General features: G+C 60.4%; 20 protein-coding genes and 1 tRNA gene. 8 read left to right on the forward strand and 13 right to left on the reverse strand.

All coding sequences use genetic code 11. From position 1 onward, the window contains the following. Position 1 precedes the first annotated feature (1 nt). Both arcA and arcD read right to left on the reverse strand, forming a co-directional pair. A complete protein-coding gene (gene arcA, locus EZI54_RS00815) occupies positions 2-1,255 on the reverse strand; it encodes an arginine deiminase (protein WP_131478058.1) in 1,254 nt (417 codons plus the stop codon). Positions 1,256-1,316: 61 nt separating this feature from the next. After that, on the reverse strand, positions 1,317-2,744 hold the full coding sequence (gene arcD, locus EZI54_RS00820) for an arginine-ornithine antiporter (protein ID WP_131478060.1): 1,428 nt from the start codon (positions 2,742-2,744) through the stop codon (positions 1,317-1,319). Between the two features lie 358 nt (positions 2,745-3,102). Between arcD and feaR the strand changes: the two genes are divergently transcribed. Further along, positions 3,103-4,047, forward strand: coding sequence for a transcriptional regulator FeaR (feaR, locus tag EZI54_RS00825; protein ID WP_131478062.1), 945 nt, complete (start codon positions 3,103-3,105; stop codon positions 4,045-4,047). A gap of 46 nt (positions 4,048-4,093) precedes the next feature. Here feaR and EZI54_RS00830 read toward each other — a convergent pair whose 3' ends face one another. The 7 genes from EZI54_RS00830 to hpaR form a co-directional block, all read right to left on the reverse strand. Next, positions 4,094-4,453, reverse strand: coding sequence for a cupin domain-containing protein (locus EZI54_RS00830; RefSeq protein WP_131478064.1), 360 nt, complete (start codon positions 4,451-4,453; stop codon positions 4,094-4,096). Between the two features lie 32 nt (positions 4,454-4,485). Beyond that, positions 4,486-5,784 carry an NAD(P)/FAD-dependent oxidoreductase gene (locus EZI54_RS00835; protein WP_131478066.1) on the reverse strand — a complete coding sequence of 433 codons (1,299 nt, stop codon included), beginning with the start codon at positions 5,782-5,784 and terminating at the stop codon, positions 4,486-4,488. Between the two features lie 177 nt (positions 5,785-5,961). Then, positions 5,962-6,423, reverse strand: a complete 462-nt coding sequence (locus tag EZI54_RS00840) for a GlcG/HbpS family heme-binding protein (protein ID WP_165495645.1) — start codon at positions 6,421-6,423, stop codon at positions 5,962-5,964. A gap of 107 nt (positions 6,424-6,530) precedes the next feature. Next, positions 6,531-7,553, reverse strand: coding sequence for a methyl-accepting chemotaxis protein (locus tag EZI54_RS25240; protein WP_131478070.1), 1,023 nt, complete (start codon positions 7,551-7,553; stop codon positions 6,531-6,533). Positions 7,554-7,769: 216 nt separating this feature from the next. Then, positions 7,770-9,182, reverse strand: a complete 1,413-nt coding sequence (locus tag EZI54_RS00850; RefSeq protein WP_131478072.1) for an APC family permease — start codon at positions 9,180-9,182, stop codon at positions 7,770-7,772. Between the two features lie 295 nt (positions 9,183-9,477). Beyond that, positions 9,478-10,374: a 4-hydroxyphenylacetate catabolism regulatory protein HpaA gene (hpaA, locus tag EZI54_RS00855; protein WP_131478074.1), complete on the reverse strand. Its 897-nt coding sequence runs from the start codon at positions 10,372-10,374 to the stop codon at positions 9,478-9,480. A 32-nt stretch (positions 10,375-10,406) separates the two neighbouring features. Then, the gene (hpaR, locus tag EZI54_RS00860) at positions 10,407-10,829 is read right to left on the reverse strand and encodes a homoprotocatechuate degradation operon regulator HpaR (protein WP_131478076.1); all 423 of its coding nucleotides are present in this window, start codon (positions 10,827-10,829) and stop codon (positions 10,407-10,409) included. A gap of 383 nt (positions 10,830-11,212) precedes the next feature. Here hpaR and EZI54_RS00865 point away from each other — a divergent pair, with 383 nt between their 5' ends. The 7 genes from EZI54_RS00865 to hpaI all read left to right on the forward strand — a co-directional run bounded on the left by EZI54_RS00865 (position 11,213) and on the right by hpaI (position 17,159). Further along, on the forward strand, positions 11,213-11,875 hold the full coding sequence (locus tag EZI54_RS00865; protein ID WP_131478078.1) for a fumarylacetoacetate hydrolase family protein: 663 nt from the start codon (positions 11,213-11,215) through the stop codon (positions 11,873-11,875). Positions 11,876-11,886: 11 nt separating this feature from the next. Then, positions 11,887-12,651, forward strand: a complete 765-nt coding sequence (locus EZI54_RS00870) for a fumarylacetoacetate hydrolase family protein (protein WP_131478079.1) — start codon at positions 11,887-11,889, stop codon at positions 12,649-12,651. A gap of 13 nt (positions 12,652-12,664) precedes the next feature. Further along, a complete protein-coding gene (gene hpaE / locus EZI54_RS00875) occupies positions 12,665-14,125 on the forward strand; it encodes a 5-carboxymethyl-2-hydroxymuconate semialdehyde dehydrogenase (RefSeq protein ID WP_131478081.1) in 1,461 nt (486 codons plus the stop codon). Positions 14,126-14,225: 100 nt separating this feature from the next. Further along, positions 14,226-15,083 carry a 3,4-dihydroxyphenylacetate 2,3-dioxygenase gene (gene hpaD / locus EZI54_RS00880; RefSeq protein WP_131478083.1) on the forward strand — a complete coding sequence of 286 codons (858 nt, stop codon included), beginning with the start codon at positions 14,226-14,228 and terminating at the stop codon, positions 15,081-15,083. Between the two features lie 11 nt (positions 15,084-15,094). Continuing rightward, positions 15,095-15,490 carry a 5-carboxymethyl-2-hydroxymuconate Delta-isomerase gene (locus EZI54_RS00885; RefSeq protein WP_131478085.1) on the forward strand — a complete coding sequence of 132 codons (396 nt, stop codon included), beginning with the start codon at positions 15,095-15,097 and terminating at the stop codon, positions 15,488-15,490. A gap of 47 nt (positions 15,491-15,537) precedes the next feature. Beyond that, positions 15,538-16,341 carry a 2-oxo-hept-4-ene-1,7-dioate hydratase gene (hpaH, locus tag EZI54_RS00890; protein ID WP_131478087.1) on the forward strand — a complete coding sequence of 268 codons (804 nt, stop codon included), beginning with the start codon at positions 15,538-15,540 and terminating at the stop codon, positions 16,339-16,341. Positions 16,342-16,355: 14 nt separating this feature from the next. Next, on the forward strand, positions 16,356-17,159 hold the full coding sequence (hpaI, locus tag EZI54_RS00895; RefSeq protein WP_131478089.1) for a 4-hydroxy-2-oxoheptanedioate aldolase: 804 nt from the start codon (positions 16,356-16,358) through the stop codon (positions 17,157-17,159). A gap of 281 nt (positions 17,160-17,440) precedes the next feature. Here the strand turns inward: hpaI and EZI54_RS00900 are convergent. From EZI54_RS00900 to pheT, 4 genes are all read right to left on the reverse strand, one after another. Further along, positions 17,441-17,517, reverse strand: a tRNA-Pro gene (locus EZI54_RS00900). Positions 17,518-17,643: 126 nt separating this feature from the next. Continuing rightward, complete coding sequence (locus EZI54_RS00905) at positions 17,644-18,006, reverse strand: MerR family transcriptional regulator (RefSeq protein ID WP_123634238.1); 363 nt, start codon at positions 18,004-18,006, stop codon at positions 17,644-17,646. Next, positions 17,987-18,289 carry an integration host factor subunit alpha gene (gene ihfA, locus EZI54_RS00910; RefSeq protein ID WP_004578706.1) on the reverse strand — a complete coding sequence of 101 codons (303 nt, stop codon included), beginning with the start codon at positions 18,287-18,289 and terminating at the stop codon, positions 17,987-17,989. Before ihfA ends, EZI54_RS00905 begins: the two co-directional genes overlap by 20 nt. Positions 18,290-18,294: 5 nt before the next feature. After that, positions 18,295-20,667 carry a phenylalanine--tRNA ligase subunit beta gene (gene pheT, locus EZI54_RS00915; RefSeq protein ID WP_131478091.1) on the reverse strand — a complete coding sequence of 791 codons (2,373 nt, stop codon included), beginning with the start codon at positions 20,665-20,667 and terminating at the stop codon, positions 18,295-18,297. Positions 20,668-20,725 lie beyond the last annotated feature (58 nt).

The following is a 20,725-nucleotide window of genomic DNA, read 5'->3' on the forward strand; positions in this document are numbered from 1 at the left end:
GTCAGTAATCGACGGGATCGCGGACAATAGGACAGGTCATGCAATGACCGCCACCGCGCCCCCGGCCCAGCTCGCTGGCGTCGATAGTGATGACCTCCACACCGGCCTTGCGCAGCAGGGTGTTGGTGGAGGTGTTGCGGTCGTAGCCGATGACCACACCGGGCTCGATCGCCACCACGTTGTTGCCGTCATCCCACTGCTCCCGCTCCGCCTCGTAGCTGTCACCGCCGGTTTCCACCACGCGCAGCGCCTTCAGGCCCAGCGCCGTGGCGACGACATCCAGGAAGCTGCCTTCCTCGCGGCGCAGGTCGATGCCTCCGGGCTTGCTTTCGTCGGGCCGCAGACTGAACGCGACGATGGATTGAACCGCTTCGGGATAGACGGTCACCAGGTCGCGGTCACAGAAGCTGAATACCGTATCCAGATGCATGGCCGAGCGGGCCTTGGGCAGGCCGGCGACGATCACCCGCTCTGCGGCGCCTTCATTGAAGAGGGACCGGGCCAGTTGGCCAATGGCCTGGCGCGAGGTGCGCTCGCCCATGCCGATTAGCACGATGCCCTTGCCGATCGGCATGACATCGCCCCCTTCCAGGGTGGCCATGCCATGGTCCTGATCCGGGTCCCCGTACCAGACCTTGAAATCGGTGTTCGCAAATTCCGGATGGAACCGGTAGATGGCGGTGGCGAGCAGGGTTTCCTGGCGCCGGACCAGCCAATGCATGGGATTGAGGGAGACACCACCGTAGATCCAGCAGGTGGTGTCCCGGGTAAACAGGGTGTTGGGCAGCGGCGGCAGGATAAAACTGGAATGGCCCAGGTAATCCCGGAACATCTTGACGATGTCGCTGCCATGATCGCCGGGCAGGTCGTCCCCGGACACACCGCCGATCAGGAACTCGGCGAGGCGGCGCGGCTCCTGCTCTTCCAGCCAGGCGCGGACCTCTCCCTGCAGCCCCAGCCCAACGAGGTTGGGCGTTATCTTACGATCCAGGATCCAGTCCCTGGCCTCCGGATTCCTGACCGTTTCCGTCAGGAGATTATGCATTTCCAGCACTTCCACACCGCGCTCCCGCATCTTGGTCACGAAGTCGAAGTGGTCGCGCTTGGCCTGGTTCACCCAGAGCACGTCATCGAACAACAGGTCGTCACAGTTGCGGGGCGTCAGCCGCTGGTGCGCGAGGCCCGGCGAGCAGACCAGGACCTTTCTCAATTTGCCAACTTCAGAGTGAACGCCCAGGGATTCAGGTTCAGTCATGACATATCTCCTTGTCGTGGATCGGAGGAAGCGGTTCAGGCGTCGTCCGGGGTCAGCCCGGTCAGAGCGACAGGAAGCCGGCGTACAGGCCGTATGCCGCAATCACGGCTCCAACCACCACCACGGCGAATATCAGTTTTTCCAGCGACGTAAACACCGACTGGTTCTGCTCGCGCTTGGCCTTGGCAAAGAACAGGGCTCCCGGGGCATACAGCAGCGCCGACAACAGGATGTACTGGACGCCCCCGGCATAAACCAGCCAGACGCTGTAGACCACCGCAATCAACGCAATCAGGAGATCCTTGTTGCGGGCGCGCGGGTCGGTCTCGTAGGTTTCCTTCCGCCAGGCCACCAGCAGGGCGTAGGCGGCGGACCAGAAGTACGGGATCAGGATCATCGACGTCGCCAGGTAGAACAGGCTCAGGTAGGTCGACGCATTGAACAGCGTCAGGATCAGGAACAGCTGGATCAGGCCGTTGGACAGCCACAGCGCGTTGGCTGGCACCTGCTTGCTGTTCTCCTTGCGCAGGAAGGCGGGCATGGTGCGATCCCGGGCACCGGCGAAGAGAATCTCGGCGCACAGCAGCGTCCAGGCCAGCAGTCCCCCGACCAGGGAGACGATCAGCCCCACGCCGATCAGGACCGAGCCCCAGCGCCCGACCACATGCTCCAGCACGCCGGCCATCGACGGGTTCTGCAATGCCGCCAGCTCCGGCTGACGCAGGATCCCCATGGACAGGATGTTCACCAGGACCAGCAGCAGGAGCACCCCGAGAAAGCCGATCACGGTCGCCTTGCCCACGTCGGAGCGGTTCTGCGCCCGGGCCGAGTAGATGCTGGCCCCTTCAATCCCGATAAAGACCCAGACGGTCACCAGCATCATGTTGCGAACCTGGTCCATGACACTGCCCAGTTCCAGGTTGCCGTGGCCCCAGAAGTCGTCCAGGAAGACGCCACTGTTGAAGGCGGTAAAGGCAACGACGATGAAGATGATCAGGGGCACCACCTTGGCGATGGTGGTCACCAGGTTGATGAAGGCCGCTTCCCGGATACCCATCAGCACCAGGAAATGGATACCCCAGAGAAGCAGTGAGGCGCAGACGATCGACGCCAGTGTGTTGCCCTCACCGAAGATTGGGAAGAAGTACCCCAGGGTGCTGAACAGCAGGACGAAGTAGCTGACGTTGCCCAGCCAGGCGCTGATCCAGTAGCCCCACGCCGACGAGAAACCCATGTAATCGCCGAACCCGGCCTTGGCATAGGCATAGATACCGGAATCGAGATCCGGTTTGCGATTGGCGAGGGTCTGGAAGACGAAGGCCAGGGTCAGCATCCCGATGGCCGTGATCACCCAGCCGATCAGGACCGCGCCAGCACCTGCACTGGCCGCCATGTTCTGGGGAAGGGAAAAGATACCGCCGCCGATCATGGAACCGACGACGAGCGCGATCAGCGCACCGAGTTTCAGCTTTTGGGTGTTTTGCGTCATGGCAGATCTCTTTCCGTGAGAGAGCGTTAGACGAAAACTACAGAAACTCGGACGATCGTATCCTGATCCCGGTCAATATTATTGATGCGTGGGAACCAAGCGATCTCGACCGTCGGGGCGAGCGAGCCGCCTCGCTTCGCGTGTGTTACCCAAATACCCAGCCAGCTCTTCCAGCGGTGCCAGATCCAGTCCCGGAGCCGGTTTCAACGCCAGGTCGCACCGCCTCAATGCGAGTGAGTCGCAACAACCCGGCCGCCGGCCCATCGGCGCGGATATTGCTTCCAACATTGATTACAGTGCTTTTTGTGCAATTCAGTAACATGTTAACGATTAAGGCTCTGCCCCTGGAGGTTTTCCTATGCAGTCTGCCCAACGGATTTCAAACTCGCTGGAACGCTGGAACCAGGAACTGCGGGAGATGTGTGGTCCGTTCAGGACGGAAACGACACACCAATCCTCGCTGTTCATTGGGAATATTGCCGTGCGCGAAAGAGCGGGGTTAACCCTGGCAAGTGTAAAGACCAACGCAGACAGCATCTGCAGGGACGCAGCCCGCTCGAGACTGGATGATCGTTTCTGCTTCCTGGTCAGCCAGCGTCGCGGTTATTCAAGCATTCAGCAGGATGATCTTCACATTGAACTGTCGCCAGGCGATCTCATTCTCATGGATTCTGTCGGTGCCTGCAGTATCCGCCCCGCCGGCCTGATCGAGCACGCTTCATTATGTCTGCCGAGGGAGGACGTCGTCAGAAGCCTCAGCAAGGACCAACCCCTTTTCGGCAAGATATCATCGCGCTGTGCCAGCGGCCGCATCCTCCATTCCATGTTCGAAGAGCTTTGCAATGACAGGGCGCAGCCGCCTTCCGCCGACGCGGAGCAACTGGCCATCCTGTCTGCATGTACGGCATTGCTCGGGCCGGCACTGACCTCGGAAAGGGACGAAGCACCCGATTACGCGTCGCTATCGGGAGCGGCCCTGCGTAACTACGCCGAGCGATTGATTGACGAGAACCTGACCGCACCCAACCTGAACCCGGCCATGCTGGCCAACGAGCTCAATATTTCGGTTCGTCATCTCTACAGGCTATTTGAAGAGGAAGGTGACAGTGTCTGCCGATACATCCAGAGGGCCCGCCTGCAGAAAAGCGCCAATGACCTGTCCAATCCACGCCTGCGACAGGAAACCATCACCTCGATAGCGTACCGCTGGGGGTTTTCGGACTCGGCCCATTTCAGTCGATCCTTCAAGAAGGAATTCGATCTCTCTCCACGGGCATATCGAATCGTTGAGCTTGGCCTTTAGGCTGGCCGGCAGCGGGCCCCAGGACCCGCGACCGGGATAACGGCTTTCAGGACACCGCCAGGTAATGCTTGATGAAGTTGTCGGTTTTGACATCCCACAGCACCGGCGTGCCCTTTTCGGCAAACCAGACATCACCCGCGCGGTAAACCGTTGTCTCCCCGGTATTTTCGTCAGTCAGCTCGACTTCGCCCGAAATCACGACGGCATGCTCATTGAACGGATAGGTCATCCGGAACTTGCTTTTGCTCACGCCAAAGTACGCCGAGCTCACCGGATCTGTCGGAGCACCAAACGTCATCTTGCCAAAGGCCTCCCCCTTTCCCTCAAGGATTTCGGATCCCAGATCCGCCACCGAGCCCCAGGCATCCAGATCATTGATCGTTACGTTCTTTGCTACAGATTTCATACGACATTATCTCCAATTGACTTTGTTACGACTTAACGACGCCCCATCCAGTAACCGGACAGTTGGTGCCATGCTTTGCCCGCTGTGAGAATGGCCGGCCTGAACTTGTACTTGCCCCAGATATCCACCTGGTTTACGGAGGTGACCAGGTCGTAGCGATCCGACCCTTCACTCATGCCTTCAGCCAGGATCTTGCAGATGATGTGGCTCGGAGTAACGCCAAACCCCGCCCAGCCTTGAACGAAAAAGACGTTCGGGTGTTCGCGCATCGCGCCAAGGTGCGGGAACAGTTTGGCGGTGCAGGCCATAGGCCCGCCCCAGCACAGGTCAATCTTTACATTGTCGAGATAGGGGAAGATCTTGAGCATCTGGGCCCGCTGCCAGCCCTTGAGGTCATTGGGGATATGCTCGATCACACGCGTCGCCGATCCGAACAGCAGGCGGTTTTCATTGGTCACCCGGAAATAGTCGATCACCGGCCGGATATCGCTGTATGCCCCTCGGATGGGACTGATCCTGTGAATCAGCTCATCGGACAGCGGCTCGGTGACCAGCTGGAACGCGTAGGTATTGATGATCTTCCGGTCAAGCTCAGGTTCGATGCCATTGTTGAAGCTGTCGCACGCCCAGAGAAGCTTGCTGGCCCTGACGGAGCCCTTGGCCGTGCGCACCTTGACGGTTTCGCCATACTCGACGGACAGGGCCGGGCTGTTCTCGAATATCCGGGCTCCGTAACCGGTTAGCGCTTTGGCCTCGCCCAATAACAGGTTCAGCGAATGGACCTGGCCGGATCCCATGTGCTTGAGCGCGCAACTGTAGGCATCCGATCCGACCACCGACTGCACGTCGGCTCCGGTGATGAGCTGGATGTCCTGGTCAGGTGCAATGCTCCGGAATTCCTTTTCCCATTCGCGCAGGGTTTTCTCCTGCCGGGAGTTGAACCCCAGATAGGCATAGCCATGCCTGAAGTCCGCATCGATATCGTACTTTTCAATGCGTTGCTTGATGACGTCCGCGCCCATGTCGCTGATTTCAAAGATGCGACGCAGCCCCTCTTCACCGACATCCTTACGGATGGTATCGAGATCATGCCCAATCCCGGCCATGATCTGACCGCCGTTGCGCCCGGTCCCACCAAAGCCCAGGTAGCGGGCTTCCAGCACGACAATGTCTTTAATCCCTTTTTCGGCCAACTCCAGAGCAGTGTTAATACCGGCAAAGCCGCCTCCAATCACGACCACATCGGCTTCGATGTCGGCTTCAAGAGACGGGAAGCTCAACTCATACTTCCTGGTTGCCGTGTAATACGTCGGGGTCTCGATCTTGATCATTGTTCTGTCCCAAACTTCAGAATTTTCAATTTAGACTCCATACCCAGAGTGGCTACCGTCCCTGATAGACATTAGACCTGCCCTGAACACGAAGAGCTTGACCGGGCAGGACATCCGCTTGAATCAACATGCCATCGTTCTGACCAATCACGCTGTGGATCTCCGGCCAGACGGGCACTAGCCGTCCGCCAGCAGATCAGCGAAATACTCGGCTGCGGCTTGGGCGATCGCGCCGTCTTCGGCCTCGCTGGCTCCGGAGACACCGATCGCCCCCACCACCTCGCTCCGATATGACAGGGGCTCGCCGCCACCGAAGAAAGCCAGCCCCTCCTGGAGCGGCAGGCCAAGCCTGACCGCAGGCGACAGGGTCTCCAGCCGTTCATGCCATCGATGCGTCGGGATGGCGAATGCCAGGGCAGTCCGGGCCTTTCGCATGGCGATGTCCCGGCACGGGTCGGGGGCGCCGTCCATCTTCAGGGTCAAGACCGGTGCTCCCGAAGCATCCAGGACAGCGACCGCAACGGGCCGCCCCTGCAATGACGCCGTTTCGGTTGCTCTCTGCGCGATCAGCCAGGCTGAAGCCAACCGGACATGGTTGGCCGTACGCACGTACTTCTCCTTCGCAACCCGCGCTTCCATCATTTCCCTCCGAATCCATACCACCCGATAGATTATTAACATGTTAATAATATAGGCGCAATACCTGGGCCCGATGAATGTCCCCACCTGAAAGGAAAAGGAAAGACTTACCGCAATGGACCGGCGTTCCCCGGATCGGCTGCGCTCTTTTGCGCCTCAAGCATGCGCTGTATGCGATTGGTGGCCTCCTGGGTACGATCGGCAAGCTGCTTGACCTCATCAGCCACCACGGAGAATCCCCGCCCCACCTCCCCTGCCCTGGCTGCCTCAATTGCGGCATTCAGCGCCAGGAGATTGGTCTGGCTGGCGATCCCACTGATCACGTCCACCACCTCGGAGATCTGCCGGTACGCATCCTGGTTGCTCGTCACGAGCTTTTCATGGGCTTCCCGGGCTGAGCGTTCGTCGGTGATATCGCGCACGGCACCGATCACGCGAATCAGCTTCCCGCGGTCGTCCCGTACGGCCCGGCCGCGCTCCCGGTACCAGCAATATCCCCGGGTCTTGTGCTTCATCCGGAATTCATGGATGTACTCGCCTTCCCCCTGGGAATCCAGGATGTGTCGCTCGAAGGTTTCCAGGATCTTCGGTAGGTCGTCCGGGTGCGTAATGCTCACCTGGCTGTCCATGCCGTCGGGCAACTCTTCCGCCGTATAGCCCAGCAGACGGCGGAAGGCATCCGTTATCCGCATGCAACTGGATGGGTCTTCGATTCGGCCGTTAACCACGACAAAATCCCAGACACCCTCGGTCAGGGTCGACTGGATCATGTTCCAGACCCGGCTTTCTGCCTCCCAGTCGGCAACCACCTGCTCGTACTGGGCGCACCGGGCCTCCAGGGCGTGACTGCGGGCCTCTTCCTCACGCAGGCGTTCTTCCGCCAGACGCTCGGCCTGCCGGGCGCTGACACGGGAAGCCTGCAAAGTCTCATCCAGGTTTTCGACCTGGGCCCGCAGATCGGCGTCCCGGGCGTTCACACGCTCAATCGCTCCCAGCAAACGCCGTTGGAGTTCCGGGTGATCGGCAAGACGATCCATGGACGGCATCTCCGACCCATGGGGTGAGTCGAACCGCTCCAGAAGATCAGTAATCTCGTTCACCAGGCGTTTTACGGATGCGCCTCTAAACATGGGCCATTCTCCTTCCAGCGACGGCCACCACTTGCGTGAGCCCTCACTGCATCACGAACTTCGCGTCACCGCGTTTTAGATGGGTTTCAGCCCCTGGAGAGGCACTTTCGACCAGGTGAAGCGGGCGGTGATCGTCCTCCCCGAGGCGCTTGGCAGGGTTCGGACCACGACCTTCGGTACCTTCGAATGCCTCCGAACCCGGATCAGGCTCTGCGATCAGGAATGATCGGGTTCGAACAGGCCTCGCTTCATATAGAATTTGACCCAGAGTGCCGCGATGACACCGACGAGGAGCAGGATGCCACCGGTGATCTTGTAGACCAGCATCGTCATCTCCGGCGAAGGACTGTTATTCAGCGCCACATAGGCCATGCCGACGATGCCGATGATCTGGGGCAGCGGATAGAACGGCGTCCTGTAGGGCCGCTCCTTGCCCGGCATGCTGCGACGCAGGACCAATACGTCAATGTGGGCGACGATATAGGCCAGCAGCCAACTGGTGGATGCCGCAATCACGAGCGTGATCAGGTCATCGATCCCCAGCAGCAGGACCGGGATGGCAATGATGGCAACCATGAACAGGATGCCGACCCAGGGTGTGCCGAAGCGCTTGCTGGTGATCCCCATCTGCGGAAAGGCCTGGCCATTCTCGGCCATGCCCTGAAGCATGCGGGGGACGCCGGCCAATACCGTGTTGACGGTACTGCAGGTTGCAGCCACAGCCATGACGGCCGCGACAATCAGGCCGCCCTGCCCGAACACGGCGTTTGCATAATCAAGGTAGGGAATAGGTGAGGCCAGGACCGTTTCAGTATCCAGATAGAACCCGACACCACTCACGAACAGCAGGAAGATAACCAGCATGGCGCAGAGTGACAGACTCATGGCCCGCGGTATGTTTTTCTGCGGATCGCGCACTTCGTTGATCATGGGGCAGATAAACTCAACCCCCACCATCAACCACAGCGCCATCGCCACCATGCTGATGAAGCTGCCGTCAACGACGGAACCAAAACTCCAGTCGATCGCCGGCCCGGTGACCTGGACGTGGGGCTCCACCGCACCCGTAGTACCGCAAAGACCAATCAGGACCAGCGCCAGGACCAGGATGAAAGCCAGAATGTTCTGGGCTCCCGCAAACACATCGGCCCCCAGGAAGTTCGTGAACGCGAAGAAGGCCAGGATGGCGAAGGGAATCACGTAATGGGGAAAAACGCCGGGCAGTAACTCGCCAATGACGGCGTCCACCAGGAACATCTCCACCGGAATCGCCAGCATGGCCACCACCACGTAACCGGCAAATACCGCCACAATGGCCGGGAAATGACCGATGGCCTTTTGCGTATAGGTAGCCAGGGTTCCTTCCTCGGGAAACATCAGGCTCAGCTCGGAAAACGAGACGGCATTACACTGGGCAAGGAGGAAAGCCGCAAACATGGCCGCGATGAACCCCGTCCCGCCCATGGCAATTCCCTGGGTCGCCGTAATCATGGACCCCTGGACGATGACCAGGCCAATACAAATGGCCATCATCGTCAGGAACCCCAGCTTCCCGCCTGAAGCTGTCATGCGATGGGCACCTCGTCCTGTCAGTTCTGTCGGGGTATTGGACACATTTACTTCACTCATAGCATTCTCCCGCGTTCTTTCTGTAATGCCCAGACAGGCCCGCTATTGTTTGCTACCGACCCGTTGCCTGCGGCTTTGCGCGACAACAGCCTCTACTTTGCGGTGATGCATAGGTGTTTTCTTGTATGGACTGGACGAGGACTTGCACAGGTTTGCCATCGGCCGGCTGTTGGATGCTCCCCGGCGACAAAAAAGCCGCGCCGGCCTCGCGGCCGGAGCGGCCAGGGGTCGCGTGATGGCGACAGGCTGGCCCATTCAAGCGCTGAGATCCCACGGGGTAGACCCAGCCGGGGCCTTACCCCCACGACCTGCCTGCGGAGCGCTGACGGTACTCGCCGGGGCTCATGCCCGCGTTACGGGAGAAGAAGCGGCTGAAATAGGCAGGGTCCTTGAACCCCAACTCATAACAGATCGCGGTGACGGAATTGTTGGTAAACAGCAGGAATCTGCGGCTCTCCTGCATCAGGCGTTCATGCACGATCCGTTTTGAGGGCAGATCTGCAATCCGCCGGCAGATGTCGTTAAGCCTCGCCTCGGTGACGTCCAGGCTATCCGCGTATTCCGCCAGCGACCAGTGATCCCTGAAATGTGCCTCAATCCGTTCGTTGAAACGCTGGAAAACGGACAGATCCTCGCGGCGGGTGGTGGCCCCCTGATCCCTGCCGGCCCGGGACAGGCGGAACAGCTTGATGAAGACCAGGCGCGTCAGGTTTTCCAGGGCCAGGTACTTTCCGGGGCGCTCTTCCAGGAACTCGTCGCGCAGGGCATCGAACAGGACATCCAGTTGCCCCGCATCGGTACGATCCCGCAAAGACACGCAAACCGGCTTGACGAAAGGGCCATTGCCAAGACCAAACTGCTTCTCAAGCAGCGGCCAGATCAACTGCTGGCGCACGGTCAGCACGTGCCCGCCACTGGCCGCATCCGTGATGAACGCGTGGGGAACGGTTGGCGGCGTCAGGAAGAACATCGGCCCGCGCCCCTCATAACGCTGGTCATCGAGAAACACCCGGACCCGTCCACTGAGCACGTAGTGCACCTGGAAGAAACGGTCATGGCGGTGAACCGGCATGTTGCGACCGAAGAAGTCCGCCAGCTTGCCGAGCGACTCGTAGTGGATCTCGGCCTCGAGGTAACGCTGGTCGTAGACTTGGCCGATGTTGATGTTCGGAATGGGCTGCTGCAAGGTCATGTCATCCCCTTGCCCCGACGGCTCCCCGGATATCAGGGCCGGATTCTCTTGAGTTCGTTGAGCAGCTCCAGTAGCTGGTCCATCTTATCGTCTCCGAACTGCTCCTGTATTCGCCGATAGTTACGCTCCATATCACCACTCATGGAGACAAAGCACTGCTGCCCCTTATCGGTCAGACGGACATGGACGCGCCGCTGATCCTCAAGGCACTTGCGTTTCTGGACATAGCCATCGCGGATCAGGCGGTTCAGCACACCGGTCATGCTGGGTTTGAGGATGCAGGCCATTTCCGCCAGCCGATAGCTCTCCATTTCGCCATGCTGGCGCAGGATACGGATGACCCGCCACTGCTGTTCCGTCAGGCCGTGCTGGTTCAACGACGGCCGGAAAAATGACATTGCGGCCTCTCGGGCCTGCAGGAGCGTCAACGTAAGCGACGGTCTGGTTCTGGACATGTTCGGAGGAATCCTTACTGCAATTGTTTGGGCCCTATTCTATCCCATATTGCCACAGGCCCCGTCCAGGGCCGTACGAATCGTGGCGGATGTCAGGCTCGTCCATGGCCTTGCAGCGTCAGACAAGCGCGCCACCAATGACGGCTCTTAAACTGGGCGGCAAGTCCATCAGGGGGCCGCTACCCGGGGTCGCTTTTCCTGCCGTGCCCGACCGGTCATGAAGATATTAACCGGGCGGTTGGCCATGCCTGGCAATCGTTCCGCCCCGGGCCCGCGACCTTTACACCGATGTTGACAACACACTGGGACTTTAGCATATCATTAATATGTTAACAATTAGCCAGCACCGCATCGTATTAGGCAACGGCACTCAGGAGGACAACATGCCACGTCCGATAGAAGAGGTTGCGACCGGATCCATTTTCGGCGTCGCCCTGAACTACAGGAGCCTGCTGGACAGCCGGCTCGATGAATTCCGGCAAGCGCCGTACAAGACGCCACCGAACAAGCCGGTCCTGTTCATCAAGACGGAAAACACCCGTAACGGCAATGAGCGCCCGATGGTATTCCCCGCCGGCGTTGAGCGCATCCAGCCGGGGCCGGCCGTCGGCGTGGTTATCGGCAGGAAAGCCAGCCGTGTCCGCCCGGAAGACGCCATGGATTACGTCGCCGGCTACACCATCGTCAATGAGTTCAGCCTGCCGGAAGAGAGCTACTACCGCCCGGCCGTGAAGGCCAAGTGCCGGGACGGTTTCTGCCCCATGGGCCCGGATCTGGTAGAGGCCGATGCCATTGCCGATCCCGGCAACCTGTCCATCCAGCTCAGGGTCAACGGCGACGTCCGCCAGGAAGGCCATACCTCCGACTGGGTCAGGACCATTCCCGAGCTGATCGGCGAACTGACGGAGTTCATGACCCTCAATGAAGGCGACGTCCTGATCACCGGAACGCCGGCCGGCCGGGTCGACGTCAAGGTCGGCGATCGTGTGGAAGTGGAGATCAGCGGTCTGGGTCGCCTGGTCAATACGATCACTGCAGAGCACTAAGGAGCCCGGATATGAAACGCGCACGAGTCAGGGTCGGCAACCAGGTCCAGGATGTCCTGATAGACGACGAAAACAAGGTGGTTCTGCAAGACGGTAAGCGGGTCAGCGAGGACAGCGTTGAATGGCTGCCCCCCGCAAATGGGCACATGTTTGCCCTGGGCCTGAACTACGCCGATCACGCCGCGGAGCTGGATTTCAAGGCACCGGAGGAACCCCTGGTCTTCATTAAGGCGCCCAACACCTATACCGGCCACCGTGGCGTCACCTGGCGCCCTGACAATGTCGACTACATGCACTACGAGTGCGAGCTGGTCGCCGTCATCGGAAAACCCGCCCGCAATGTCAAGCGGGAGAACGCCCTTGAGTATGTCGCCGGCTACACCGTCTGCAACGACTACGCCATCCGCGACTACCTGGAAAACTACTATCGCCCCAACCTGCGGGTGAAGAACCGTGATGCCACCACGCCGGTTGGCCCCTGGATTGTCGAGACTTCGGACATCGACAACCCGAACGATCTGACCATTCGCACCTGGATCAACGGCGAGCTGAAACAGGAAGGTACGACGGCAGACATGATTTTCGACATTCCCTACCTGATCGAGTACCTGTCCGGCTTCATGACCCTGCAACCGGGGGACATGATCGCCACCGGTACCCCCAAGGGGCTGGCAGACGTGAAGCCGGGCGACGAGGTTACCGTGGAAGTCGAAGGCGTCGGCCGTCTGACGAACACCATTGTCACGGAATCCCAATTCTTCAAGAAACCTGCTTAACGAGGTGCACGTCATGATTAAACACTGGATCAACGGCGAGGAAGTGGCCAGCAAGACCACCTTCCTGAACCATAACCCGGCCACCGGCGAGGTGATCTGTGAAGTTGCCAGCGGCGGGCAGGACGAGATCAACCAGGCGGTCGCCGCGGCCAAGGCGGCGGCACCGGGATGGGCCAACACCCCCGCCAAGGAACGCGCACGCCTGATGCGCCGCCTGGGCACGCTGATCGACGAGAACGTGCCGCGCCTGGCAGAGCTGGAAACCCAGGATACGGGACTGCCGATTCACCAGACCAGGAACGTATTGATTCCGCGTGCGTCCCACAACTTCAATTTCTTCGCCGAAGTCTGCACCCGCATGAACGGCCACACCTATCCGGTGGACGACCAGATGCTGAACTACACCCTGCACCAGCCGGTCGGGGTTTGTGGCCTGGTTTCTCCCTGGAACGTGCCCTTCATGACCGCAACCTGGAAAACGGCCCCCTGCCTGGCACTGGGTAATACGGCCGTGCTGAAGATGTCGGAGCTGTCACCGCTGACCGCCAACGAACTGGGCCGGCTCGCCCAGGAAGCGGGCCTGCCGCCGGGAGTGTTCAACGTTGTCCAGGGTTACGGCAGTACCGCAGGCGACGCCCTGGTCAGGCATCCCGATGTCCGCGCCATCTCCTTCACCGGCGGCACCGCGACCGGGCGCAAGATCATGCAGAACGCCGGCCTGAAGAAATACTCCATGGAGCTGGGCGGCAAGTCACCGGTGTTGGTATTCGACGACGCGGACCTGGACCGGGCCCTGGATGCCGCCCTGTTCACCATCTTCTCCCTCAATGGCGAACGCTGTACCGCGGGCAGTCGCATCTTCATCCAGGAGAGCGTCTACGACCGCTTCGTCGAGGAATTTGCGGCTCGCGCCAAACGCCTGATCGTGGGCGATCCGCAGGACCCCGACACCCAGGTCGGTTCCATGATCACCCAGGCGCACTACGATAAGGTGACCGGCTACATCAAACTGGGCCAGGAAGAAGGCGCGAAACTGGTCGCTGGCGGCATCGAGCGTCCCGACGGCCTGCCCGCGCACCTGGCCAATGGCCAGTTCATCCGGCCAACCGTATTCGCCGATGTCGACAACAGGATGCGCATCGCCCAGGAGGAAATCTTCGGGCCGGTGGTGTGTCTGATGACGTTCAGGGACGAGGCTGACGCATTGCGCCTGGCCAACGATACTGAATACGGGCTGGCGTCCTACATATGGACCCAGGATATTGGCAAGGCCAACCGCCTGGCCCGCGGCATCGAGTCCGGAATGGTGTTCGTCAACAGCCAGAACGTGCGCGACCTCCGCCAGCCGTTCGGCGGTATCAAGGGTTCCGGTACCGGCCGCGAGGGTGGCGAGTACAGCTTCGAGGTCTTCACCGAGGTCAAGAACGTCTGTATCTCCATGGGCAGCCACCACATCCCGCGCTGGGGTGTCTGACCTGACAGTTCCGGAAACAAAGGCCGGCTCCCAACACACCGGGGGCCGACCGGTCCAACAACAACGATAGCGCCTTAATCAGGCGCAACGGAGAAGCGTTATGGGCGAACTCGCATTGGCAGCGAAGATCTGCCACGTTCCGTCGATGTATCTGTCTGAGCTGCCCGGCCCCCATCAGGGCTGCCGCAAGGCCGCCATTGAGGGCCACAAGGAAATTGCCCGCCGGGCCCGGGCCCTGGGTGTCGACACCGCCGTCGTCTTCGATGTGCACTGGCTGGTCAACAGCGGCTACCACCTGAACTGCCGCAACCATTTCAGTGGCGTGTATACCAGTAATGAGTTGCCGCACTTCATCAAGGATATGGCTTACGAGTACAGCGGCAATACCGAACTCGGGCACCTGATTGCCGAAGAGGCCAATGCCGCGGACGTGCGCACGCTCGCCCACGACATCCCCAGCCTGGACCTCGAGTACGGCACCCTGGTCCCGATGCGATACATGAACATGGACGTGCCCAGGGAAGCGCACTTCCGCGTCGTCTCGGTGGCGGCCTGGTGTGCCTGGCATCGGCTGGAAGACAGCTTCACCTTTGGCGCGGCCGTGCGCAAGGCCATCGAACGCAGCGACCAGAAGGTCATGGTGCTGGCCTCCGGATCCCTCTCACACCGGTTCTCCGACGACCGCGAAGCCCAGGCCAACATGCACAAGTGGACCCGGGAGTTCGACAGACAAGTGGACCTCAGGGTGGTGGAGCTCTGGAAACAGGGCCGCTTTGCGGAGTTCTGCGACATGCTCCCGCACTACGCCGAACACTGTTTCGGTGAAGGCCACATGCACGATACGGCCATGCTGCTAGGACTGCTCGGTGGCCAGGAATACACCGGCAAGGTGGAGGTACTGACCGAGCCTTTCGGCAGCTCCGGTACCGGCCAGATAAACGCCATCTTCCCGATCTGAGGAGCCGAACCATGCCGCACTTTATCGCCGAGTACTCGGGCAATCTCGAAAACTCGATTGACCTTCCCGGCCTGTTCGAGAAGGTACACGACACCCTTGGGGCCAGCGGCGTCTTTCCGCTCGGAGGCATTCGCAGCCGGGCAATCCGGATGGACACCTATCGGATCGCCGACGCGCGCCACGACTATGGTTTTGTCCATATGACCCTGAAGGTGGGAGCCGGTCGCAGCTTGGCTGTACGCCAGGAAGTCGCCGACGACCTGTTCGCTGTCATCAAGGCACACTTCGCGCCCATCCAGGAACAGCGCCTGCTGGCGGTCTCCTTCGAAATGACCGAACTCCACGAGACGCTCAATTACAAGCACAACAACATCCATTCCTTCCTGAAGAACCAGGGCGCAGGCTGACAGGGCCTGCGCCCTGGTGATACTTCGCTGCCAGGAGCAAGACGCTTATGTTGAATCCAGAAGCCGTTTCCGATGCCGCCCGCAGGCTCCATGAAGCCGAGCGGACACGGGAACAGATCGGCCAGCTGTCGCTGCAATATCCGGAGATGACCATCGAGGACGCCTATACGGTCCAGAAAGCCTGGGTGGATATGAAGCTGCAGGAGGGGCGCAGGCTCATCGGCCACAAGATCGGCCTGACCTCACGGGCCATGCAGGTGTCATCCAATATCGACGAGCCCGATTACGGCGCCCTGCTGGATGACATGCTGTTTGAAGAGGGCAGCGACATTCCCTTCGAACGCTTCATCGTACCCCGGGTCGAAGTGGAGTTGGCCTTTATCCTCAAAAGCCCGATCAAGGGCCCGGACTGCACCATTTTCGATGTGCTCCGCGCCACGGACTACATCGTCCCGTCGCTCGAGATCATCGACGCCCGTATCCAGCAGATCGACCCGAAAACCCGCGTCACCCGCAAGGTATTCGACACCATCTCCGACAACGCAGCCAACGGCGGCATCGTCATGGGCGGTCGCCCAATCCTGCCCCACGCGGTGGACCTGCGCCGCGTTCCGGCGATCCTCTATCGCAATGGCGTCATTGAAGAATCCGGTGTCTCTGCCGCCGTCCTCAACCATCCCGCCAAAGGGGTGGCCTGGCTGGCCAACCGGCTCGCGCCCTACGACGTCCAACTGGAAGCGGGCCAGATTATTCTGGGCGGTTCCTTCACGCGACCGGTCGCCGCTCGCCCGGGGGATACTTTCCATGTGGATTACGACGAACTCGGGTCAATTGCCTGTCGATTCGTCTGAACGGAGAACTCACCATGATCACGCTGGAAAACCCATTCAAGCGGGCGCTTCGGAGTAATTCCACCCAGATCGGTCTGTGGCTCGGCCTGGCCGATGCCTATCCGGCCGAGTTGGCGGCCAATGCCGGCTTCGACTGGCTGCTGATTGATGCCGAACACGCACCCAATACCCTGACCTCGATTCTCGGGCAACTGCAGGCCGTCGCACCCTACCCGTCCCACCCCATCATCCGGCCAGCGGAAGGGTCGCCCGTGCTGATCAAGCAGTTGCTGGACCTTGGCGCCCAGACCCTGCTGGTTCCCATGGTGGATACCGCCGAGCAGGCCGCAGAACTGGTGCGAGCGACACGTTATCCGCCCAACGGTATTCGTGGCGTCGGCAGCGCACTGGCCCGGGCATCCCGCTGGAACTCCATAGCCGGTTATCTGGACAAGGCCGACGATGAAATCTGTCTCCTGCTCCAGGTGGAAACGCTGAAGGGCCTGGAAAACCTGGACGGAATCGTCAACACAGAAGGCGTCGATGGCGTATTCATCGGCCCGGCGGATTTGTCCGCCGCCATGGGACACCGAGGCAACCCCGGGCATCCCGAGGTCCAGACGGCCATTGAAGATGCCATCCTGCGTATTCGCGGTGCCGGTAAGGCCGCCGGCATCCTGTCCGCGGACGAAGCCCTGGCCCGCCGCTACATCGAGCTGGGCGCCAAGTTCGTCGCGGTGGGCGTCGACACCTCGCTCCTCATGAAAGCGCTCAAGTCGTTGGCGGCCCGTTTCCTGGGCGAGGATGACACCCCGTCCGCAGACAACAGCGTCTACTGACACCCACAGGACGCTCCAGGATGAAATCAGAGAGGGAACAGCCTGTGACGACCTGAATACCCATTAGCTACATTAGGGAACCCCGGTCAGGCATGAAGGCTCGACCCAGATAGTCTGGCTGGGCAAGGGAACGGGTTCGTGTAATTGCCGGATTTCAGCGATTAGGCGAGAAACTGGACACTCGAAGACGGGAACCGGGTTCGGGCGGTGTTAGCTGCCCGACTGGCCCTAGAAGCGATGGAACAGGCGATTCGCGTTGAATCGTCCTGGGAGTTTGTAATTGGTCGGGACGGCAGGATTTGAACCTGCGACCACCTGCACCCCATACAGGTGCGCTACCAGACTGCGCTACGCCCCGACACGGCCTGCTTTGAACTGTGAGTTCAATAGCTTAGCGGGAGCGAAGTCTACACCAGCTCCCACTAAAAATAAACAGGAATTTTAACTGAAAAACGGACAGGCAAGCCCGACGCTGACCGGCGGATCAGGTCGGGCTGTTGAGGACGTCCAGCACCTCTTCCAGCTCGGCGATCATCTGCCGGATGAGCTGCTTGTACTGGGAGGTGTCGTCCTTGATTTCGTGGCTGCTCAGCTTCTGCTTGGCGCCACCAATGGTGTAGCCCTGGTCGTAGAGCAGGCTACGGATCTGCCGGATGGTCAGGACATCAGCGCGCTGGTAATAGCGACGGTTGCCCCGCCTTTTCACCGGCGACAGTTGCGGGAACTCCTGCTCCCAATAGCGCAGGACGTGAGCCTTGACGCTACAGAGATCCGCTACCTCACCAATGGTGAAGTAGCGCTTGCCAGGAATTGGCGGAAGCTCGTTGTTATGACTGGGTTCCAGCATACGCTTCTACTTTCTGCTTGAGTTTCTGTCCGGGGCGGAATGTCACCACACGTCGCGCGCTGATGGGGATCTCCTCCCCGGTTTTCGGGTTGCGGCCGGGACGTTCTTTCTTGTCCCGAAGGTCGAAATTACCAAAACCCGATAACTTGACCTGCTCGTTGTGACTCAGTGCGTCTCTGATCTCTCCGAAGAAAGCTTCCACCATCTCCTTGGCTTCGCGTTTGTTGAGCCCCAGCTCTTCGTAGAGGCGCTCTGCCATCTCCGCTTTCGTCAAAGCCGTCATTCCGATTAACTCCTCAGTGTTGCACCAAGTTCCGCCTTCAGCGCGTCGATCACCGCGTTGAACCACCCCTGGATCTCATCGTCGTTCAGCGTCCGCTCCGGATGCTGCCAGAAGAGACTCAGGGCCAGGCTCTTGCGCCCTTCGCCGATGGCTTCCCCCTCAAACACGTCAAACACCCGCGCGCCGGTCAGGAACTCACCCGCCTTCTCACGGGCAACGCGCTGAACTTCAGCGTACGTCACCTCATTCCCGATAATGATAGCCAAATCCCGCCGAACTTCCGGGAATTTTGAAAATTCTTTGAAATTAGGCACATATCCGGAAAGGATCGAATTCAAGAATAGCTCAAACACGTAAATTGCGCCATCCAGGTCGAGCTTTTTCTGGACTTGCGGGTGCAATGCGCCCAACCAGCCCACAAATTCGCCCTCCCGGTGCAGCTGTGCGGTCTGCCCCGGGTGCAGGGCACCGTGCTCGCCCGCACTGAATTCAACCGTAATACCGAGCAGCTCAAACAGCGCTTCCAGATCGCCCTTCACATCGAAGAAATCCACACTCCGACGACCGTTGACCCAGCTCTCCGGATTCTGCGCGCCGGTCACGACACCCGCGAGCATAGGCACCTGCTCAATGCCCTCGCCTTCACGCACGAATCGCAGCCCGGTCTCGAACAGTCGCATGCGGGACTGCTGGCGATTCTGGTTGTAGGCTACGGTCTTCAGCAGACCCGGCCACAGGCTGGTGCGCATGACGGACATGTCGCTGGAGATCGGGTTGGCCAGTTCGATACCAGCATGATCGCCATCGATCAGCGCCTGGACCCTGCTATCCACGAAGCTGTAGGTCACCGCTTCCTGATAACCACGATCCACCAGCAGGGAGCGGACGCTGTTGATCGGACGAACGGCCTCCGGCTCCTCCCGCAGGCCCAGACTGCCCACCGGCTCGGTCACCGGCAGGTTGTTGTAGCCATAGATGCGGCCGATCTCCTCGATCAGGTCCTCTTCTATGGTGATGTCCGGACGATAGCTCGGCACGTGCACCATCCATCCATCCCGGGTCAGCTTGTCGACGTGCAGGCCCAGCCGGGTGAGGATTTCCTCGATCTCGGTCCGGTCGATCTCGATGCCCAGCACATCGGTGACGCGCTGATGGCGCAACTCGACAACGGGGCTCGTCGGCAGATGCTCCTCGCTGCGCACTTCCACGATTTCGCCGGCTTCGCCGCCGACGATCTCCAGCAGCAACGCCGTCGCCCGCTCCATCGCGCTGCGGGTCAGTTCCGGGTCCACGCCCCGCTCAAAGCGGTGGGAGGCGTCGGTATGCAGGCCATAGTGGCGCGCCTTGCCGGCGATGCAAATGGGATCGAAGAAGGCCGCTTCAAGTACCAAATCCCGCGTCTTCTCGGCCACCCCGGAATGCTCGCCGCCCATAACACCGGCAATGGCAATGGGCTTCTCGTGGTCGGCAATCACCAGCGTGCCTTCAACCAGCTCCACTTCCTGGCCGTCCAGCAGGACCAGCTTCTCGCCGGGCTTGGCCCAGCGCACGACGATGCCGCCCTCGATCTCGCTGCGATCGAACGCATGCATGGGCTGGCCCAGCTCCAGCATCACGTAGTTGGTCACGTCTACAGCCGGATCGATGCTGCGGACACCGGAACGACGCAGGCGCTCACGCATCCACAGCGGCGTTTCGGCGCTCAGGTCAACGTTGTGGATGATCCGACCCAGGTAACGCGGGCAGCCTTCCGGCGCTTCGAGACGGATATCGACGACATCCGAGTGCACAGGTTCGACCGGGTTGATCTCCGGACCTTCGACCGGTTGGCGGTTCAGGACACCCACTTCGCGAGCCAGGCCGCGGATGGACAGGCAGTCACTGCGGTTCGGCGTCAGGTCAACGTCGATGGTGGCGTCATCCAGTCCCAGGTAATCGCGGACGTTCTCGCCGGTCGGTGCCGATGCCGGCAGTTCCATCAGGCCGTCGTGGTTGTCGGACAGCCCCAGCTCGGATTCGGAACAGAGCATGCCGTTGGACGGCTGCCCCCGCAGCTTGGCCTTCCTGATCCTGAAGTTGCCCGGCAGTACCGCGCCCACCTCGGCGAAAGGCACTTTCAGCCCCGGCCGGACGTTGGGGGCGCCACACACCACCTGAACGGTCTCGTCACCACCGGCGACCTGACACACGCGCAGCTTGTCCGCATCCGGGTGAGGCTCGACCGACAGCACTTCGCCGACGATGATGCCGGTAAACTCGCCGGCGACCGTCTCGAACGCATCCACTTCCAGACCGGCCATGGTGATCTGGTCGACCAGACCCTGGGTATCGATCTCCGGGTTAACCCACTCGCGCAGCCATTGTTCGCTAAATTTCATGTTCGTTGCCTTGTCCTGATCCGTTAATCCTGAAACCGTGTCTTGCCAGCGCTGTCGA

This window comes from Marinobacter halodurans (genome assembly GCF_004327985.1).
Lineage (GTDB): Bacteria > Pseudomonadota > Gammaproteobacteria > Pseudomonadales > Oleiphilaceae > Marinobacter_A > Marinobacter_A halodurans.

What these genes read in the sequence shown, in the direction of transcription:
- EZI54_RS00850 (WP_131478072.1), bottom strand. Translation starts at nt 9,182, where the DNA reads ATGAGTGAAGTAAATGTGTCCAATACCCCGACAGAACTGACAGGACGA.
- EZI54_RS00885 (WP_131478085.1), top strand. Translation starts at nt 15,095, where the DNA reads ATGCCGCACTTTATCGCCGAGTACTCGGGCAATCTCGAAAACTCGATT.
- feaR (WP_131478062.1), top strand. Translation starts at nt 3,103, where the DNA reads ATGCAGTCTGCCCAACGGATTTCAAACTCGCTGGAACGCTGGAACCAG.
- EZI54_RS00840 (WP_165495645.1), bottom strand. Translation starts at nt 6,423, where the DNA reads ATGGAAGCGCGGGTTGCGAAGGAGAAGTACGTGCGTACGGCCAACCAT.
- hpaH (WP_131478087.1), top strand. Translation starts at nt 15,538, where the DNA reads ATGTTGAATCCAGAAGCCGTTTCCGATGCCGCCCGCAGGCTCCATGAA.
- hpaE (WP_131478081.1), top strand. Translation starts at nt 12,665, where the DNA reads ATGATTAAACACTGGATCAACGGCGAGGAAGTGGCCAGCAAGACCACC.
- EZI54_RS00830 (WP_131478064.1), bottom strand. Translation starts at nt 4,453, where the DNA reads ATGAAATCTGTAGCAAAGAACGTAACGATCAATGATCTGGATGCCTGG.
- hpaI (WP_131478089.1), top strand. Translation starts at nt 16,356, where the DNA reads ATGATCACGCTGGAAAACCCATTCAAGCGGGCGCTTCGGAGTAATTCC.
- EZI54_RS00870 (WP_131478079.1), top strand. Translation starts at nt 11,887, where the DNA reads ATGAAACGCGCACGAGTCAGGGTCGGCAACCAGGTCCAGGATGTCCTG.
- hpaR (WP_131478076.1), bottom strand. Translation starts at nt 10,829, where the DNA reads ATGTCCAGAACCAGACCGTCGCTTACGTTGACGCTCCTGCAGGCCCGA.
- hpaD (WP_131478083.1), top strand. Translation starts at nt 14,226, where the DNA reads ATGGGCGAACTCGCATTGGCAGCGAAGATCTGCCACGTTCCGTCGATG.
- hpaA (WP_131478074.1), bottom strand. Translation starts at nt 10,374, where the DNA reads ATGACCTTGCAGCAGCCCATTCCGAACATCAACATCGGCCAAGTCTAC.
- EZI54_RS00865 (WP_131478078.1), top strand. Translation starts at nt 11,213, where the DNA reads ATGCCACGTCCGATAGAAGAGGTTGCGACCGGATCCATTTTCGGCGTC.
- ihfA (WP_004578706.1), bottom strand. Translation starts at nt 18,289, where the DNA reads ATGACGGCTTTGACGAAAGCGGAGATGGCAGAGCGCCTCTACGAAGAG.
- arcD (WP_131478060.1), bottom strand. Translation starts at nt 2,744, where the DNA reads ATGACGCAAAACACCCAAAAGCTGAAACTCGGTGCGCTGATCGCGCTC.
- EZI54_RS25240 (WP_131478070.1), bottom strand. Translation starts at nt 7,553, where the DNA reads ATGTTTAGAGGCGCATCCGTAAAACGCCTGGTGAACGAGATTACTGAT.
- EZI54_RS00905 (WP_123634238.1), bottom strand. Translation starts at nt 18,006, where the DNA reads ATGCTGGAACCCAGTCATAACAACGAGCTTCCGCCAATTCCTGGCAAG.
- pheT (WP_131478091.1), bottom strand. Translation starts at nt 20,667, where the DNA reads ATGAAATTTAGCGAACAATGGCTGCGCGAGTGGGTTAACCCGGAGATC.
- EZI54_RS00835 (WP_131478066.1), bottom strand. Translation starts at nt 5,784, where the DNA reads ATGATCAAGATCGAGACCCCGACGTATTACACGGCAACCAGGAAGTAT.
- arcA (WP_131478058.1), bottom strand. Translation starts at nt 1,255, where the DNA reads ATGACTGAACCTGAATCCCTGGGCGTTCACTCTGAAGTTGGCAAATTG.